A 16,637-nucleotide genomic window follows, 5' to 3' on the forward strand; every position below is an offset into this window, starting at 1 on the left:
TGGTGGCGTAGACTTGGACCAGCTGGAGGTCAGTGCCGGATGGCCAAACCTGCAGAGGATCATGAAAGGGCATGGTGACATGGGGCAGACAGCGACGGCAGCCGACGCGTCAGCGACTGGGCAGACTCAAAAGCCCAGACGAGGCATGGCGGATCGCGCATGGATGAGTGCGGCCAGGGGGATGCTTAACCGTCAGGCCGCCCTGCTGCTGGTCTATCTGCTTATCATCAACAGCGTCGGTTTTCTGTTCGGTGTTCTGGCTCAGATGGAGTGGAATGCCGTGTTTGATCCGGTGCCTGCCCACTCGGGATTTATGTATGTGATCGTCCATGCTGACAAGGAGTATGGAGGCATCATCAACCTGATCGCCGCCTGCACAGGTCTCTGCTTCCTGGTCTTCACGCGGCGGCGGCAGATCTGCGATTCAGGCCCTATGGGCATATTCCACACTGATCTGCACCCCATGACCTGGCAGGTTTTGCTGGGATGCTTTGCACTGACGCTGACCGGGCAGACCCTGGCGGACTGGTATCAGTCAGGCATGGACTGGACCACGGCGCGGTTGGGAGTGCAGCAGTCCTGGACCACGACTGAGCAGATCCAGCAGGCCTCGGGTACTATCCCCATGTTCATCTACGTCAGCCTGCTGGCCCCCGTCATCGAGGAGCTGGTCTTCAGAGGGGCTATCCTGCACGCGCTGAAGCCCTACGGCCACGTCTTCGCCATCGTCACCTCCGCTGTTATGTTCGGCTTCTTCCACGGCGATCTGGATCAAGGATTCTTTGCTTTCATTATGGGTCTGCTCTTGGGCTATCTTGCCTGCGAATACTCCATCTTCTGGTCCATAGCCCTGCACGTGTTCAACAACCTGGTCGTCAGCGACGGGCTGGAACTCCTGCTCGGGTTTATGAGCGACAATATGTCTTCTTACGTCAACGTGCTCATGATGTTGGCAGGCATGCTGGCAGCCGTGCTGGTCCTTTACTTGGGCCGCCATAGGATCGTCGCTTTTCTGCGGGAAAACCGCACGTATACGAACGTCTATGGTGCCTGGGCCTGCCCGTTCTTCATCATGCTGCTGCTGATCATGGGCTTCACGATGCTGACCCCCTTCGTTTCGACCGGTGCTTGACCAGTATCTGACTGGGTGGACGCTCTATGCCGGAGGCGACAATTCACGGTGTCCCCACACCCCCTGTGGCAGACTTGCAAATAGGGGCCGATGATGCGCCAAAGCCCGGCTCTGAGCGGATACGAGAAAGAAGCCGATGTATGGCCAAGATGAATACACAGAATGATGTGCTGCATGTGGTGGGCGGCAGGCCCCTGCATGGCACCATACAGGTCCGCGGGGCCAAGAACTTCGTCAGCAAGGCCATGGTGGCTGCCCTGCTGGCTCCCGATGTCTCGGTGCTCAAGAACGTGCCTGAAATCCGTGATGTCCAGGTGGTCTCGGATCTGCTGAGACTGCACGGCGTCAAGGTGGATGTCAGTCCGCAGGAGGGCGTGGTCACCATTGATGCCCGCCATGTAGAGCTGGCTGATGTGGCCGATGTGGACACCCTGTCGGGCTCCTCCCGCATTCCCATTCTCTTCTCTGGGCCGCTTCTGCATCGGATGGGAGAGGCTTTCATCCCCGTTCTGGGCGGCTGCCGCATCGGTAGCAGGCCTATCGACTTCCATCTGGAGACCCTGCGCAAGCTGGGGGCCAATGTCGACAAGGAGCATGAAGCCGGTATCCACATCACGGCGCCCGACGGCCTGCACGGAGCCAAGATTCACCTGCCCTACCCCTCGGTAGGCGCCACGGAGCAGACCCTGCTGGCGGCTGTCCTGGCCGAGGGGCGTACCGAGCTGTCAGGGGCGGCTACTGAGCCCGAGATCATGGATCTGGTGGCGGTCCTGCAGAAGATGGGCGCCCAGATCTCAGTGGACGTGGACCGTACCATCCGCATTGAGGGGGTGCCCTCTCTGAAAGGCTTCACCCATACCTCACTGCCGGACCGGATCGAGGCCGCCTCCTGGGCTTCTGCCGCCCTGGCTACCCATGGCGACATCATGGTCAAGGGCGCCCACCAGCCCGACATGATGACCTATCTGAACGTCTTCCGCAAGATCGGTGGCCAGTTCGATGTGCGCGATGACGGCATCCGCTTCTGGCATCCGGGCGGCGACCTGCGGCCCGTGGCCATCGAGACCGACGTGCACCCCGGGTTCATGACCGATTGGCAGCAGCCTCTGGTAGTCGCTCTGACCCAGGCCAAGGGTCTTTCCATCGTTCACGAGACCGTCTACGAGAACCGCTTCGGCTTCACCAAGCCGCTGATTCAGATGGGCGCCACCATCCAGCTCTACAAGGAGTGCCTGGGATCCCTGCCCTGCCGCTTCCAGCAGCGCAACTTCAACCACTCGGCGGTTATCTTCGGACCCACCCCGCTGACTGGCCAGGACATCGATGTACCCGATTTGCGTGGCGGTTTCAGCCACCTGATTGCGGCACTGACAGCCTCCGGCCCCTCCACCGTCCACGGCATCTCCTTGATCGACCGCGGTTACGAGGACTTCCGCGACAAGCTACTGGCCTTGGACGCGCAGATCGACTGATCCGGCAGGCATAGATGGCTTCCAAAGGCAAACCCTCTCCCCGGTCTGCGGTACCAGCCCTGCCCGACCGGCAGGTGGCCCTGCTGGCCCAGCGGCACAGGTTGGTGGATCCGACCCGCTACTATCCCACTGGTCACCGCGCACCGGCCCTGGACGAGATAGACGGTCAGCACCCCGTGGGGACTACCCGTCTATTGCGGGGGGTCTCCCAGGTGGTGCGTGACTCCTGCCGAGTCTATGCCTGGGGGTTGGAGCGGGTGCCGCAGACCGGGCCTTTTATTACCGCAGCCACCCATGTGACCCAGTTCGACGTTTTCATTCCCATGATGGCTCTCTTCCACCAGGGTCGTCGTCCCCGCTATATGGCCAAGGCCGAGATGGCCCACTGGCCCCTTATCGGCAGCTGGTTTCGCATGGTGGGCATGCAGCCGGTAGAACGCAAGTCCGGCAAGGCCAGGTCGATTGAGGAGGAGTCAATCAGTATCATCACCTCGGGCAGGCCCCTGACCATCTGGCCGGAGGGGACCGTGACCCGTGACCCTCTGAAGTGGCCCATGTCGCTCAAACCCGGGGTCGGATTCATCGCCTTGGAAGCCTCACGGCAGTTGGGTCGCATGGTTCCTCTCTATCCCAGCATCACCTGGGGGGCGGCTTCGATCAACCACAAGTGGCCTTGGCCTCGCAAGAACGTGGTCATGTGCTATGACCGGCTCCTTGACTATTCCGACCTTCTGGAAGACATGGATCAGTGGGGCGCAGAACCCCCCAAGCAGTCCGTGCATGCCCTCTGTGTCCGCCTGCGCAACCGGATGGAAGAGGTCATGGCCGAGATTCGTGGCGAAGAGCCCCCGGCGGCTGGATATTTCGATTATGTGACCATGACCCGTCGGCCCAGAAGCGAGCAATAAGGCCGGAACCCACCTCCAATTCCTCCTGCCTGGCGGTGGTGTCATAGGATGGTAGAGACAAGAATGAGGCTGCTGGTCGGCGTTCCCGTGCGCACGGCATTATGCAAAGGAGAATGATGACGAAGATCGCGGTATTGGGAGCAGGCGCATGGGGAACAGCTTTTGCCCAGGTACTGGCTGATGCTGGCAACCAGGTGGTCATGTGGGACATCGATCCGGAAGTCGTGGACGAAATCAACAGCAAGCATTCGAATGCTCGCCGCCTGCCGACAGTGGAGAGGTTGCCCGACGCCATCATCGCTGAGGGTGACCGGGCCAAGGCCGTCTCGGGGGCTGAAATCGTGGTCGTGGCCATAGCCGCTCAGCACGCCTGTGAGGCCTTGACGGAATTCAAGAGTCTATTGGATCATGATGCCATTGCAGTCTCCCTGATGAAGGGGATTGAACGGGGCACCGACAGGCGGATGGATCAGGTGGTCTGCCAGACGCTGGATCTGGACCCAGTCAGGTTTGCGGCCGTCTCCGGTCCCAACCTGAGCAAGGAGGTGGCCGCCCGCGAGCCAAGCGCCACCGTGGTCGCCAGCGCTGATGCCGATACTGCCATGAGAGTAGCCCGTGCCTGTACGACCGACTACTTCAAGGCCTTCGTTTCGGACGATGTGATCGGCCTGGAAATGTGCGGGTCGCTGAAGAACGTTACTGCGCTGGCCGTCGGGATGTCACGGGGGGCTGGATTCGGGGAGAACACGGCTGCCATGATCCAGGCCAGGGGTCTGGCTGAGCTCACTGCCTTGGGGGAGGCCTGCGGGGCCAAGTCCAAGACCTTCGCCGGTCTTGCTGGGGTCGGCGACCTGGTGGCCACCTGTGGGTCGTCTCTGAGCAGGAACTACACTTTTGGCTTTAATTTGGGACAGGGCAAAAGCATCGAGGAAGCTACTCGCGTCAGCAAGGGTGTCGCCGAAGGCGTACCCACCACCGATGCTGTCGTCGCCTTGGGCGAGCGCTACCAGGTGGCGACCCCGCTGGCTACGGCCATGAGCCATGTGCTGGATCAGGGTCTGAGCTGCCGGGGCATGATCGACGAGCTGTTCGGCGGGCAAATCACTGCAGAGTGAGTCTGGTGGCCGTCAGAAAATTCTGAAGGCTATAGGGGCGTGAGGGCTGCGAAGCCGGTGCTCTCAACCTTGTGTTCGATGATCAACGGTTTTCCAGATCAAGCGCGTGTCTGACTCATCTGGTTCCTGCTTCGGTTCCATCATGCCTGTTCGTGCCAAGCTTGTGGATGAGCGACCCTGACCAGGCCTTGCTGCTCGCCAAGGGGATATTCTGCTGTCTTGAGTGATGTATTTGCTCGGGCAGGCGCCTGAGGTTGGAATTCATGTCCGAGATGAGGAAAGCCGAGGGATGATGGTCAGGAAACGTGTTGTAGTGCTTTATGGCGGGCGTGCCGACGAACATTCCATATCCTGCGTGTCGGCGGCTGGCGTGCTCAACGCCATCGATATCGATCGATACGAGCCCATCCCTATTGGCATCACCAAGGACGGTCGTTGGATCATCGGCGGTCAGGATCCCAGGCAGTGGGGTCTGGGCGATGCCAGTCTGCCAACCGTGCAGATAACCGAAGGCAGCCGTCCGGTCATCCTCGACATGGCTCGCGGCAGGGATGGGTTTCTGATTGGTGACCATGCCGATCTGGTTTCTGGAGCAGAGCCTTCCAGGACCGTTGGTTCCCTGGAGCCTTTGGGGCATGTTGACGTGGTCTTTCCGGTGCTCCACGGCCCATACGGTGAGGACGGCACCCTGCAGGGCCTGCTTGAAATGATGGGCCTGCCCTACGTCGGATGCGGGGTCTTCGCCTCTGCTGCATGCATGGACAAGCACTACACCAAGATTCTGCTCAGCCAAGCCGACATACCTGTGGCGCCTGGCATCACCATTGACTCCCGTGAACAGCGGTCCGGGGCCAACCTGTTGGCTGCTGTGCAGAAGGCGGAGCTGCATTATCCTCTCTTCGTCAAGCCCTCCCGTGCAGGATCCAGCTTCGGCGTGGTCAAGGTGGAAGAGCCTCAAGCCGAAGCCCTGGCTGCCGCAGTCGCCGAGGCTGCCAAGCACGACTGGCGGGTCCTGATAGAGGAGGGCATTGAGGGGCGGGAGATCGAGTGCGCCGTGCTCGCCTCCAGCAAGGACAGACAGCCCCGTACAGCCTGGCCTGGCGAGGTGGTGCTGGACAAGGCTGATCAGGACGAGGCCTTCTACGACTTCGACAGCAAGTATGTGGACTCCTCCGCCTCCCACGTGGAGGTTCCCGCGGATCTGCCAGAGGAGACTCTTCAGAAGGTTCGCGACCTGGCTGCCAAGGCCTTCAGAACCGTGGACGGCGCCGGTCTGAGCCGTGTCGACTGCTTTGTGACGTCCGAAGGCAAGGTCATCGTCAACGAGATCAACACCATGCCTGGTTTCACGCCCATCTCCATGTATGCCAAGGCCTGGGAGGCCACGGGGATTACCTACACCGATCTGATCACCGATCTGATTGAGGGCGTATCGGCCTGACTTTAGCAGTGAGTGCTTCCTATAATGGGAACGTCCGCTCTTGTACTCGCTGGTAAGGCAAGGTTCCCCATGGATGCTGGTCCCGTTAAGCTGCTGAGTCTGATTGCCGATAAGAGCAAGCGTTTTATCGTCCCTGTATATCAGCGCCCCTATTCCTGGGATGAAAAACAATGCGAGCAGCTTTGGAGCGATGTGCTTCACGTTGAGCGTTTACGCAAAAGCACCCATTTCATGGGTTCAGTGGTATGGATTCAAGAGGGTACCATGTGCGCCGATGGGGTGACACCAGCCCTCATTATCGACGGCCAGCAGAGAATCACAACTGTCAATCTCCTCCTAGCAGCTCTTGCTGAATATGCAGACAGCCACCCAAACCAGGCCAAAGGATTGCAGTTTTCCTGCGACGAACTCATAAATGAATTTCTGGTCAATGCTTTTCGTGAAGGCGAAAGACATTATCGTTTATGCCTCTCGCAGGGTGATCGTGACACATACGAGTCCGTCATTCACCATTTGGAGGATTCTAAAGCTCCGATTACAAGTGAGTCTCATAGACTAATCAATAACTTCCAGTGGTTCAGCGATCAATTGAAGGAGATGAAGGATCCGAACAGTGTGTGGGCTGGGCTCAGGCGCTTGGAGGTAGTGTCGATCTCCTTGACACAAGATCAGGATGATCCACAGGCCATCTTCGAGTCCATGAACTCAACCGGCAAGGACCTGTCGACTGCAGATCTGGTTCGTAATTATGTGCTCATGCGGCAGCCCCTGGAGATGCAGGGACGGTTGTATGAAGATCATTGGAGAAGAATTGAAATAGCGCTTGGCGTGGATGTCTATGATGACGTTTTTGATGATTTTCTCTATGACTGGCTTGCCATCATCAACGCCCCCAGGCCTGTGCATACACGAGATGTATACCGGTTCTTTAAAGACTACGTGACCGACAATGGTTACGATAACCATGGTCAAATAGCCGGATTTCTAGATCAGATGAGCAGGTTTGCCGGGTATTATTCACGCATCACTTCGAGCTCGGGGGATGATCCAGAAATAGATCGATTGTTTGGTCGTATTCATGCTCTGAATATGTCCGTCGTCAACCCCCTGCTCATGACCCTTTTGGATGATTACCAGGAGGGGGATGATCTCTTCAGCCGGAGTGATTTTGTATCCATGCTGAAGCTGTTGGAGAGTTATCTCTTCCGCCGTATTGTCTGCCGGATGTCCAACAACGGGCTGAACAGTTTTTCACTTTCGGTCATAGCACGTCTCAGACAGATAAAGGAAGATGGATCACCCGGCTATCGGCAGACTTTTGAAGCAGCCTTGCTGGGCGGTGATGAAACGAGTCATCGGATGCCGGATGACAATGAATTTCGTCAGGCCCTTCTTTCGCGCGACTTCTATCCCTTTTCGCGTTGTTATTACATGTTGACAACACTGGAAAATGCTTATCATCCTAAGAATCCAATCAACTTTTCTTCAGGGAAACTCACCATTGAGCATATTCTGCCCCAGAATGCGCTCGCTCATGAGCAGTGGCGGCAGATGTTGGGTGCTGATTGCGAAAGGGTTTTTGCGGAGCATGTCAACAAGCTGGGTAATTTGACTCTGACCGCTTATAACTCGGAACTCTCGGATGGGTTGTTCAAGCAGAAGAGGGATCGAATTGTCGGTGGATATCAGGATGAATACCTGTCTATTTCGCGTGAGTTGCGTGATGCGGAGACTTGGAATGCCGAGTCCATCGAAGCCAGGACGTGTCGGCTAGCCGATGAGGCTCTGCAAGTCTGGTCTATGCCGAAGATCGATCGTGCGACCATCGACAAGTATCAATCTGATAAGCAGGCGAAGATTCCGGCAAAGATGGTTTCCTTGCACATGTTGGGTGTCAGTGGCCTGCTGAAGCCTGGCGATCAACTGGAAAGCCTTTCCCGCAAGTATGAGGCCAGCGCTCTGATTACTGAAGAGATGATGATTAGGGTCTCGGACGGGCGTGAATTTGAGAGTCCCTCGTCGGCGGCTTCGCATGTTCTCAAATTGGCTGGGGCGAGCAGCAGCTCAATCAATGGCTGGACGTTCTGGGGGCATGGGGGCATCAGCCTTGACGATTTTCGTTCTCGTTACCGGGTTTCGCAAGGTGATATGGAGTCTCTGGACCGCTCGAAGTTGAGGGCCATGTTCTGGGATGGGTTCGTTGACTTCTGCAAAACCAGGAATGACTTCATGGCCGCTTTCGGTTCGGCCTTTACCAGAGCCGACCATACGAGGTACCTGTTGAGTTTTGGCTCGCCCGTGTCTGGCTGCAATCTGGCAGGTCTCATCGGCATCAGGGACGGATACGCCACTGTTGAATTCCTCTTTCATGATCCTGTGCAATACATGGACTTCCTTAAGCACAAGTCTCAGGTCGAGAGCGACCTGTCAGACCAGGAGGGTGATGTGGACTGGGATGATAAGGATGCAGACAAGAAGTCACGCCACCTGACTCTGACTAGGCGTACTGATTACAAACAAGACCAATGGGATGATATCTATCGCTGGCTGGCCGACGCTTTGCTCAAGATGAAAAGCGTCAGCAAATACGTCCGCTAGTGATTTGGGGCCCAAACCTAAAGCAATCAGTTGGCTTGGTCTACATCGTTCTCTGATTGGAGCTCGGCCTCTTGGACCAGATAGTCCTGGCCGGCAAGAGCGCGGGTGGCGGCATCCTGCATATCGGCGGCGATGACGCCCTGCTTGGCGAACATGACCACTTGGCCCTTGATGCCATAAGGGGTGAAGCCCTGGAGCTGGACAATGGGCGGGTTGGATGGCATGGCCATGCCCTTGGTTGCCTGGGCCACCACCTGTGCAATGGAGTGGGAGGACTTGGCTATATCGGCATCTCCTCGCAGGGTGAAGGGAACTGTGGTGGCGGCTTCGCCGGCCTCGGTGATCTTCTCGAGCGCCGTGGTGTTGAGGATGGAGTTGGGGATCAGCAGCTGGTTGCCAGTTCTGTCGATGACGATGGTATGACGCCAGGTCACATCGCGGACGGTTCCGGTGGTGCCCTGGATGGTGATGATATCGCCGGGCTGGACCACCTTGCTGACCATCAGTCCAAAGCCGCCGACGATATTGGCGATCGTATCCTTCAATCCGAAGGAGAGGGCCAGGCCGCTGACGCCCAGGGCGGCGACCACTGTGGATGGGTTGATACCGAAGACGGGTTGCAGGACTGTGGCAGCAGCGAAGATCCAGATCAGGGCGCGGACAATGTTGACGAAGATGGAGGCACTGGGCAGGTTGGTCCGTTCCAGAGCGCGTCGCATGGCCGCCGCCACAATCTTGGAAATCAATGCAGCGCAGACAGCCACGACGATCAGAAGGATGATCTTTCCGAAATTCTGTCGAAACCAGTAAATGACGGCATCGCTGAAGCTGGAGATGGCCTGTTCGGACCTTCCCATGGGATCCTTATTCGGATTCATACCTGTGATGCTTGTGCTGGCTGGAGCTGATATTTCATTGGCAAAATTGGCGGTCAGATTCATGAGGCCTGGTCCTCTGGCTCGTTTCCGGTGCTGCCCGTCAGGGGCTTGTCCATCCACATGTGCGGGCATCCCTCGTCTTGATCGTGTATGCCCATGTCCCCATAGCCTAAAGACTCATAGAAGCCCGCCACCCGTTCCTGGGCGTGAAGCGTGAGCCGGTCGGCCCCGCGGCTCCGAGCGGTCTCCTCAGCCTTGCCTACCAAGTTCGAGCCCAGGTGCTGACCGCGGTAGGGCTTAAGAACGGCCAAACGGCCAAGGGTCCATGTATTGCCACGGTCGGGAAAGATTCGGCATACGCCGGCGGGATCATCCCCATCGTAGGCCACGATGTGAAGACTGACGTCATCGGTCTGGTCGAACTCGTTGTGAAAGCCCTGCTCCTCGACGAATACGGCCTTACGGATGGCCTTGGCATCCTCGGGAATAGCCTCGCTCACCTCATACCGCATGCTTCCTCCTCGCCACGGCCCTCCGCTGTCTCTAATCTACCAAGCCTGACCCTTGGCGTGAACGGATGTCCGCAACAGGATGACGAATGGTACGTATGGCTGCAGGCTGTCTGACCCAGACGATTACATGGACAGGGACTCTGTAAGCAGTGTGAGCTTGCAGAAGTGACAGTGAAGTGACACAGGAACGATGGGATGGCCATGGACAAGGACTCAAAACTGACAAGTGCGACTGGCGGAGCTGGTAAAGGGAATTGGCGCTCGCAGAAGGAGCGGATGCTTGCTGGCGAGCTCTATGACGCATCGGATCCCGACCTGAGCCAGCTGCGAGTCAAGGCCCACGAACTTTGCCGTCTTTTCAACGCGTCTTCCGAGCAGGAGCGGGAGCTGCGCAGTCGGCTTCTGGACGATCTGGTGCCCGAACATGGTCAGGACGTGGACTTTATGGGGCCTATCTACTTCGACTATGGGCGCTTCACCAAGCTTGGCTCGCGCATCTTTGCCAATTTCAACTTCACTGTTCTGGATACTTGCCCTGTGCAGATTGGCGACGATGTGATGATCGGCCCCAACGTCACCCTGGCAACCCCCCTGCATCCCCTGCGGTGGCAGGAGCGGAATCTGAGACGCCATGAGGATGGCACCCTCTACGACTACGAGTTGGGCGCCCCGATCACCATCGGCTCCAACTGCTGGCTGGCATCAAATGTGACTGTGGCCGGGGGAGTGACCATCGGCGATGGGGCGGTCATCGGGGCCGGATCCGTGGTCACCCATGACATCGCACCTGACTCCCTGGCCGTAGGCGTGCCCTGCCGAATAATTCGGGCCATCACCGAGGCTGATCGGATGCAGCTGCCAGTGGAGGGCTGAAGGCTTCCTGGTCTGGAACAGCATCCATGCTGGCCAGCTGCTGGGCTATGGTCTGCGGGTTTCCGCCCGGGCATGCCGCCTGAATGCGCCCGTCTTGGAGAAAAACGACGCGGTGGGCCCGGGCGGCGACGTTGGGGTCGTGGGTCACCATGAGGATGGTCTGGCCGCTGCGGACGGCCAGGTCGAAGAGGTCCATGACCTCCCGCGAGCTATGGGTGTCCAGGGCGCCGGTGGGCTCGTCGGCCATGATGATCTCCGGGCTGGCGGCAAGGGACCTGGCGATGGCCACGCGCTGCTGCTGGCCACCGCTCATGTCGGCCGGATAGGTGTTGGCGTACCCTTCCAACCCGACGTTCGACAGGGCAGACAGTGCTGCTTGGGTGGAGATTTTTCTGCCACCGAAGAGGCTGGACAACATGGTGTTCTGCAGGCAGGTGAAGGCGTTGACCAGGTTGTAGTCCTGGAAGACGAAGCCGATATGGTCGCGCCGAAGCCTGGTCAACTCCCTCTCTTTCATGCGCGTCAGGTCCTCCCCGGCGATGGCCACCCTGCCCTGCCTGACTTGGAGCAGTCCTGCGGCGCAATAGAGGAGGGTCGATTTGCCGGCGCCTGAAGGGCCCATGATGGCCGTCCAAGTCCCCGCCGGACATTCCAGGCTGATTTCGTCCAACACTCTTGTGCCTTGCTTCTGCCGGGTTCCGTAGTCGTAGCAGACCTTGTCCAGAATGAGCGGAATCTGTGCGTATGGATCCTTAGCCGTCCGATGCTGCATCGTTGCCTTCCTTTCGGTTGTCGCCTGCCTGGTTTCTTCTTCTATGAGACCATGGCGAGAGCTCCTGTCAGGGTGTTTTCAGGGTCGAATCGGGGACGGTTCAGGGTGGAATCCACAGGATTCGCATTTGCTTCTGAAGGGTATGTATCGTGAACGTAGAGGGGTCCCATTTCTTGCCGGAAGGGGGATTGATGGGCGGGTCGTCATCAGGATGACAGGACTTCAGTGATCACTTATTTCCTTGGAATTGCAAGGATGCAACCGTCAGTTGACAGCAAATATCGGTGTCTTTGCCGGGTGCAACCCAAAGCTGGTGGCGGTCGGAGCCCTGCACGTTTCATCATGGCCTCGTTGCTGGTTGAATCGGCATTCTGCTGATCGGGAGAAAGAACAATATGAGTTTCAGAACCAACGTGCAGTATCTGCGTTCGCAGCGCAATATGACTCAGGAGCAGCTGGCCATGCTGGTGGGGGTGTCCCGTCAGGCGGTGTCCAAGTGGGAGTCGGAAAAGGCATATCCTGAGATGGACAAGCTCCTGGCCATCTGCGACCTCTTCGGCTGCACCCTTGATGATCTGGTCCTGGGCGATGTTCGGCATCCGGGTTCAGGGCAACGTGCGTCCAAGCCTGACCATCAGGACGCCGCCCAGGCGACTTCGACAACCCATGTGACTGCGCCTGCCCAGTCTGCCATGGAAGACGTAACCGGCTACGCATCCTTCAGCAATGCCTACAGTCTTCGGATGGCTTTTGGCATCGCCCTTATCATGCTGGGACTGGCTTTCGGTGGTCTCTTTGCCGGAGTCAGCCAGCCGACCGACGCACAGAATGGTCTGGCCTTTCTTGCTCTGATGATCGGCATCGTCCTGGGACTGGCCTGTCTGATACCGGCAGTTTCCGCCAGGAGGGATTTCCGCCGCAGACATCCTTATGTGGCGGATTTCTATACCGATGAGGAGCGCTCGCGAGTATACCGGCAGACTACTTGGGAGTTGGTCTGCGGTTTGGCTGTCGTGCTCTTGGATGTGGGGATCAACTCTGCTGGGTTCCTGGTTTGGGGCTGGTCCCATCAGGTCAGAGGGTTTGTCTTCTTCCTTCTTCTGGCTCTGGGGATCTTCCTATTAGTCCATGCGGGAACGAGCCACAGAATGATGAACCTCCGAGCCTACAACAGGCAGATTGATTCCGTCGATGACGGTCGGTGGGACACCTATCGTTACGAACACCGGATAAGCAATGCCATCAGCGGAGTCATTATGGGCCTTTGCACGCTGGTGGCCCTGACCATGCTCTTCTCCGGCAATTACGACAACCTTTTCGGTTGGCGCATCCCATTCTGGGCCATCTGGATCATCGGCGGGGTATTTTGCGGAGTGCTTCAGTCTCTGATCGGCGTCTTCCGCAAGCCTCCTCGTGCCTGAAACTGTTAATTTGCCTTATTTGGCGGAATGTAGTAATCTAACAAAGTTGTGTGTTCAACCGTAGCCTTGTGTTGCGGCCTGGAGCACCTGGGACGACTTGGAAAACAACGTAAAGGAAGTCATCATGGCAGCTCGTTGCGCGGTGTGCGGCAAGGGCCCGCAGACCGGTTACAGTGTTTCTCATTCGCATATCCGGAACAAGCGCATCTTCCGCCCCAACCTGCAGTCGGTGCACACCACCGTTGATGGTCAGAACGTGCGTCTGCGCGTCTGCGTCAAATGCCTCAAGGCCGGCAAGGTGCAGCGCGTCGCCGCCTGAGTGCGGTTCGTCGGTCGTATTGGGACCCCCGGGGGCAAAGCTCCGGGGGTTCTTGTCATCCTAAGGGATGATGGTCGGCGCTTGCGGGAGGTGATCGGGTATGTCGGCAGTGGCTCATGTTGGGCTGCACAGCACCGTGGCCTCGCTGGTGGCCAACAGGCGTCGGGTGAGCGCTCTCAAGGCTCTCGGCGTGGTCACGGTCGGGGATGCGCTGACCTATTATCCTTTCCGCATCACCGATCCCATGCAGGTCACCACTATTGCCGGCATTCGGCTGGGTGAGCCCTGTGCCTTCGCCGCCCGGGTTGATCAGGTGCGTCTGGTGCCGCTGAGCGGTCACCGGGGCTTTCGGCTGGACGTGATGGTGGACGATGCGGCCTTCGTCAGCAGCCAAGGTGGCACTCCGCTGGCGGTCAGGCTGGTCTTCTTCTCTCATAAGAAGCCTTATATGGACTGGATGGTCCGTCGGCTGCAGGTAGGGGCGGATTTGGTCGTGGCCGGTGAGCCCGGCATCTACATGGACCAGCTCCAGTTCACCCACCCTGAGACCCTGGTTGTTGCTAATGCCGATCAGGAGGTTTCTGCGGACGCATCTCGGCCTGATGTGGCCAGCCTTGACGAGGCACTGGAGCGTGTGCGTCGACCGCGGCCGGTTTACCATGCCAGCTCTCGCATCTCCTCGGACCATATTCACGATGTTATTCTGGGGTTTCTGCGTCTGCTGGCGCAGGCTGATAATTCACCTGGCTCAACTCCCGCAGCCAGTGCTGCCGAAGAGGGGCAGCCCAGTGCCGATGTCCGTATCGATCCAGAAGCGCTGGGCTGTGCCATACCTGATGTGCTACCCGAGCAGGTCCGTGCCGACCAAGGGCTGTTGCATCGTGCCCGTGCCCTCTTGGGCATGCATGCGCCCGACAGTCCTGGCGACTTTGCTGCGGCGCGGAAGACCCTGCGCTATGAGGAGGCCTTTGTCTCGCAGACAGCTCTTCTGCAGACCCGTCGCCAGACCCAGCAGCAGCCCACTTATTCATGCATGGATTCGGGCGCTGACCGTCCAGACACCCTGCCTGCCCGTTTCATCGACTCCCTGCCATTCCAGCTGACCGACGGCCAGCGTCAGGTCATCAATGACATCGGCGTCGACATGGCTAAAGATCAGCCCATGCAGCGGCTTCTGCAGGGCGAGGTCGGCTCCGGCAAGACCGTGGTGGCCTTGGCAGCCATGCTCCAGGCGGTCCAGGCTGGCCATCAGGCTGTCTTGGTGGCTCCGACCCAGGTGCTGGCCGAGCAGCACTATGCTTCCATCGGTGGCATGCTCAAGGCTATGGGCACCGATGTGACCGCAACTGCCGTAGAGGGGCGTCACAAGCCTGTGGACAATGTCACCATGATTCGCATGACAGATCAGTTGGTCCTGCCTTTGGTGCTGTTGACCGGGGGTATGAGACTGGCCCAGCGCCGCTCCGCCTTGGCTGTTTCGGCCTCGGGCCGTCCCTGCATTGTCATCGCCACCCATGCGGCCTTCTCCAAGACCTTTCAGGCTCCCAATCTGGCCCTGACCGTCATCGACGAGCAGCATCGTTTCGGGGTTGAGCAACGCGAGGAGCTGCGCCGCAAATCCGAGCGCGTTCCCCATCTGTTGATCATGACTGCCACGCCCATCCCGCGTACAGCCGCCATGACCTGGTTCGGAGATCTTGACATCTCCACCCTGACCGAGCTGCCCAGCAACCGCAAACCGGTCCGCACACACGTCATTGCTGAGTCCGACGGAGCGACCATGGGCGCCATGTTCTTGCACTTACGTCGTCGGATCGAAGCTGGGGAAAGGGCCTACGTGATCTGTGCCCGTATTGACGATGAAGACGATCCTTCGGCCGCTTCAGACCGCTCCGGCCAATCCGGTGGGTCTGACTCCCAGCCTGAACTGCTGCTTGAGGAGGGCCAAGGTGATGGCCAGCGTCCGCCACTGCATTCGGTGGCTGAAATGAGTCAACGACTGGCCGCCCTGCCGCAGTTCCAGGGCATCGCCATGGCCACGCTGACCGGGCGAGACGACGATGCCACCAAGAACGCCGTCATGGCGGACTTTGCCTCGGGTCACACGCCCTTGCTGGTGGCCACCACTGTAGTGGAGGTGGGGGTGGATGTGCCCCAAGCCTCCTGCATTGTCATCTTCGATGCCGATCGGTTTGGGCTCTCCCAGCTTCATCAGCTGCGCGGCAGGGTGGGACGTGGCGGCACTGACTCTTGGGCCTTCATGATCTCGCGCGCCCCAGCGGATTCACCAGCTGCCGAGCGGCTTGAGGTCATTCGCGACACCACTGACGGGGCCAAAATCGCCGAGGAGGACATACGCATCAGGGGAGCCGGCGATGTGCTGGGAGATGCCCAGTCCGGCGGTCATTCTTCTCTGAAGCTTCTGCGGGTGGTCACTGATGCGCCCATGATCGCCCGCGCCCGCGCCCAGGCAGGCCAACTCCTGGAGTCCGACCCCACCCTGGCCGAGCAGCCCGAGCTGGCTGGCGCCGTTCTGGACTTCATGAGGGGCAACGAGGGTTTCCTGGTCTCCAGCTGAAAGGACAACGGACCATATGCACATCATCGCCGGCCGATTCAAGGGATTCCCCATTCCCGCAGCCCTCAGGGGCACCCGGCCCACTACCGAGCGGACCAAGGAGGCCATTTTCTCCCATCTGGAGTCCGAAGACCTGCTGTCCGGTGCTCGGGTCCTGGACCTGTTCGCCGGCACAGGGGCCTTGGGATTCGAAGCCCTATCCCGTGGTGCCCAGAGCTTGGTGGCTGTGGAGTCTTCTGGCCGTGTCGCTGGGCTGCTGTCACGTTCAGCTGCAGGGCTGCGCCATCACCCGGCTTGGGATTCAGCCATGGACATTCGCGTCAGCAGAAACCGTGCCGAGCGCTTTGTCCGTCCCCTCTCCTCAGGTCATGAGGATGCTGGTCTGTCCGAAGCTTGCTTCGACCTGGTCTTCATGGACCCGCCTTATGATTTGTCGACGGATGACTGCCAGAGCATTATGACCGGTCTGACTGCCCGAAAAATGGTGGATGATGGAGGCATGATCGTTCTGGAGCGATCGACACGCACCCCGGCGCCCACGGCTCCTGAAGGATGGGCCATTGATCAGGCTCGCAGCTATGGGGAGACAGCAGTCTACTATCTGACGGCCCGCTGATC

The 16,637-nt window shown here is 58.8% G+C and carries 13 protein-coding genes and 1 pseudogene; 11 read left to right on the forward strand and 3 right to left on the reverse strand.

The genetic code is table 11. The features are described 5' to 3' along the window. Nucleotides 1-79 precede the first annotated feature (79 nt). From H3T90_RS06405 to H3T90_RS06430, 6 genes are all read left to right on the forward strand, one after another. Complete coding sequence (locus H3T90_RS06405) at nucleotides 80-1,132, forward strand: CPBP family intramembrane glutamic endopeptidase (RefSeq protein WP_198207457.1); 1,053 nt, start codon at nucleotides 80-82, stop codon at nucleotides 1,130-1,132. Nucleotides 1,133-1,281: 149 nt separating this feature from the next. Next, nucleotides 1,282-2,604 carry a UDP-N-acetylglucosamine 1-carboxyvinyltransferase gene (gene murA, locus H3T90_RS06410; RefSeq protein ID WP_144178268.1) on the forward strand — a complete coding sequence of 441 codons (1,323 nt, stop codon included), beginning with the start codon at nucleotides 1,282-1,284 and terminating at the stop codon, nucleotides 2,602-2,604. A gap of 14 nt (nucleotides 2,605-2,618) precedes the next feature. Then, complete coding sequence (locus tag H3T90_RS06415) at nucleotides 2,619-3,512, forward strand: lysophospholipid acyltransferase family protein (RefSeq protein ID WP_198229980.1); 894 nt, start codon at nucleotides 2,619-2,621, stop codon at nucleotides 3,510-3,512. A gap of 113 nt (nucleotides 3,513-3,625) precedes the next feature. Beyond that, nucleotides 3,626-4,627 carry an NAD(P)H-dependent glycerol-3-phosphate dehydrogenase gene (locus H3T90_RS06420; protein ID WP_198229981.1) on the forward strand — a complete coding sequence of 334 codons (1,002 nt, stop codon included), beginning with the start codon at nucleotides 3,626-3,628 and terminating at the stop codon, nucleotides 4,625-4,627. 292 nt (nucleotides 4,628-4,919) lie between these two features. Continuing rightward, nucleotides 4,920-6,068, forward strand: coding sequence for a D-alanine--D-alanine ligase family protein (locus H3T90_RS06425; RefSeq protein ID WP_198230045.1), 1,149 nt, complete (start codon nucleotides 4,920-4,922; stop codon nucleotides 6,066-6,068). Between the two features lie 69 nt (nucleotides 6,069-6,137). Next, nucleotides 6,138-8,666: a DUF4268 domain-containing protein gene (locus H3T90_RS06430; RefSeq protein WP_198229982.1), complete on the forward strand. Its 2,529-nt coding sequence runs from the start codon at nucleotides 6,138-6,140 to the stop codon at nucleotides 8,664-8,666. 26 nt (nucleotides 8,667-8,692) lie between these two features. Here H3T90_RS06430 and H3T90_RS06435 read toward each other — a convergent pair whose 3' ends face one another. After that, a complete protein-coding gene (locus H3T90_RS06435) occupies nucleotides 8,693-9,523 on the reverse strand; it encodes a mechanosensitive ion channel family protein (protein ID WP_110424933.1) in 831 nt (276 codons plus the stop codon). A gap of 80 nt (nucleotides 9,524-9,603) precedes the next feature. Beyond that, nucleotides 9,604-10,056, reverse strand: coding sequence for a GNAT family N-acetyltransferase (locus H3T90_RS06440; protein ID WP_198229983.1), 453 nt, complete (start codon nucleotides 10,054-10,056; stop codon nucleotides 9,604-9,606). Between the two features lie 201 nt (nucleotides 10,057-10,257). Between H3T90_RS06440 and H3T90_RS06445 the strand changes: the two genes are divergently transcribed. Beyond that, nucleotides 10,258-10,929, forward strand: coding sequence for a sugar O-acetyltransferase (locus H3T90_RS06445; protein WP_408610695.1), 672 nt, complete (start codon nucleotides 10,258-10,260; stop codon nucleotides 10,927-10,929). On the opposite strand, the gene H3T90_RS06450 is transcribed toward H3T90_RS06445, so the two are convergent. Further along, the gene (locus H3T90_RS06450) at nucleotides 10,889-11,701 is read right to left on the reverse strand and encodes an ABC transporter ATP-binding protein (protein WP_198207446.1); all 813 of its coding nucleotides are present in this window, start codon (nucleotides 11,699-11,701) and stop codon (nucleotides 10,889-10,891) included. The genes H3T90_RS06445 and H3T90_RS06450 overlap by 41 nt on opposite strands. Before the next feature lie 395 nt (nucleotides 11,702-12,096). On the opposite strand from H3T90_RS06450, the gene H3T90_RS06455 reads away from it, so the two are divergent. From H3T90_RS06455 to rsmD, 4 genes and pseudogenes are all read left to right on the forward strand, one after another. Next, complete coding sequence (locus H3T90_RS06455; RefSeq protein ID WP_198207445.1) at nucleotides 12,097-13,122, forward strand: helix-turn-helix transcriptional regulator; 1,026 nt, start codon at nucleotides 12,097-12,099, stop codon at nucleotides 13,120-13,122. Nucleotides 13,123-13,246: 124 nt separating this feature from the next. After that, complete coding sequence (gene rpmB / locus H3T90_RS06460; RefSeq protein ID WP_029677698.1) at nucleotides 13,247-13,441, forward strand: 50S ribosomal protein L28; 195 nt, start codon at nucleotides 13,247-13,249, stop codon at nucleotides 13,439-13,441. Between the two features lie 100 nt (nucleotides 13,442-13,541). Then, a complete protein-coding gene (locus H3T90_RS06465; protein WP_198229984.1) occupies nucleotides 13,542-16,019 on the forward strand; it encodes an ATP-dependent DNA helicase RecG in 2,478 nt (825 codons plus the stop codon). A 10-nt stretch (nucleotides 16,020-16,029) separates the two neighbouring features. Continuing rightward, nucleotides 16,030-16,635, forward strand: a pseudogene (rsmD, locus tag H3T90_RS06470) (16S rRNA (guanine(966)-N(2))-methyltransferase RsmD); the annotation flags it as partial. Nucleotides 16,636-16,637: the final 2 nt, after the last annotated feature.

It is taken from the genome of Bifidobacterium polysaccharolyticum (assembly GCF_016101585.1).
GTDB classification, from domain to species: Bacteria; Actinomycetota; Actinomycetes; order Actinomycetales; family Bifidobacteriaceae; genus Bombiscardovia; species Bombiscardovia polysaccharolytica.

Excerpts from the sequence above, each read along its gene's own strand:
- H3T90_RS06405 (WP_198207457.1), top strand. The coding sequence starts at position 80 with ATGGGGCAGACAGCGACGGCAGCCGACGCGTCAGCGACTGGGCAGACT.
- murA (WP_144178268.1), top strand. The coding sequence starts at position 1,282 with ATGAATACACAGAATGATGTGCTGCATGTGGTGGGCGGCAGGCCCCTG.
- H3T90_RS06415 (WP_198229980.1), top strand. The coding sequence starts at position 2,619 with ATGGCTTCCAAAGGCAAACCCTCTCCCCGGTCTGCGGTACCAGCCCTG.
- H3T90_RS06420 (WP_198229981.1), top strand. The coding sequence starts at position 3,626 with ATGATGACGAAGATCGCGGTATTGGGAGCAGGCGCATGGGGAACAGCT.
- H3T90_RS06425 (WP_198230045.1), top strand. The coding sequence starts at position 4,920 with ATGGTCAGGAAACGTGTTGTAGTGCTTTATGGCGGGCGTGCCGACGAA.
- H3T90_RS06430 (WP_198229982.1), top strand. The coding sequence starts at position 6,138 with ATGGATGCTGGTCCCGTTAAGCTGCTGAGTCTGATTGCCGATAAGAGC.
- H3T90_RS06435 (WP_110424933.1), bottom strand. The coding sequence starts at position 9,523 with ATGGGAAGGTCCGAACAGGCCATCTCCAGCTTCAGCGATGCCGTCATT.
- H3T90_RS06440 (WP_198229983.1), bottom strand. The coding sequence starts at position 10,056 with ATGCGGTATGAGGTGAGCGAGGCTATTCCCGAGGATGCCAAGGCCATC.
- H3T90_RS06445 (WP_408610695.1), top strand. The coding sequence starts at position 10,258 with ATGGACAAGGACTCAAAACTGACAAGTGCGACTGGCGGAGCTGGTAAA.
- H3T90_RS06450 (WP_198207446.1), bottom strand. The coding sequence starts at position 11,701 with ATGCAGCATCGGACGGCTAAGGATCCATACGCACAGATTCCGCTCATT.
- H3T90_RS06455 (WP_198207445.1), top strand. The coding sequence starts at position 12,097 with ATGAGTTTCAGAACCAACGTGCAGTATCTGCGTTCGCAGCGCAATATG.
- rpmB (WP_029677698.1), top strand. The coding sequence starts at position 13,247 with ATGGCAGCTCGTTGCGCGGTGTGCGGCAAGGGCCCGCAGACCGGTTAC.
- H3T90_RS06465 (WP_198229984.1), top strand. The coding sequence starts at position 13,542 with ATGTCGGCAGTGGCTCATGTTGGGCTGCACAGCACCGTGGCCTCGCTG.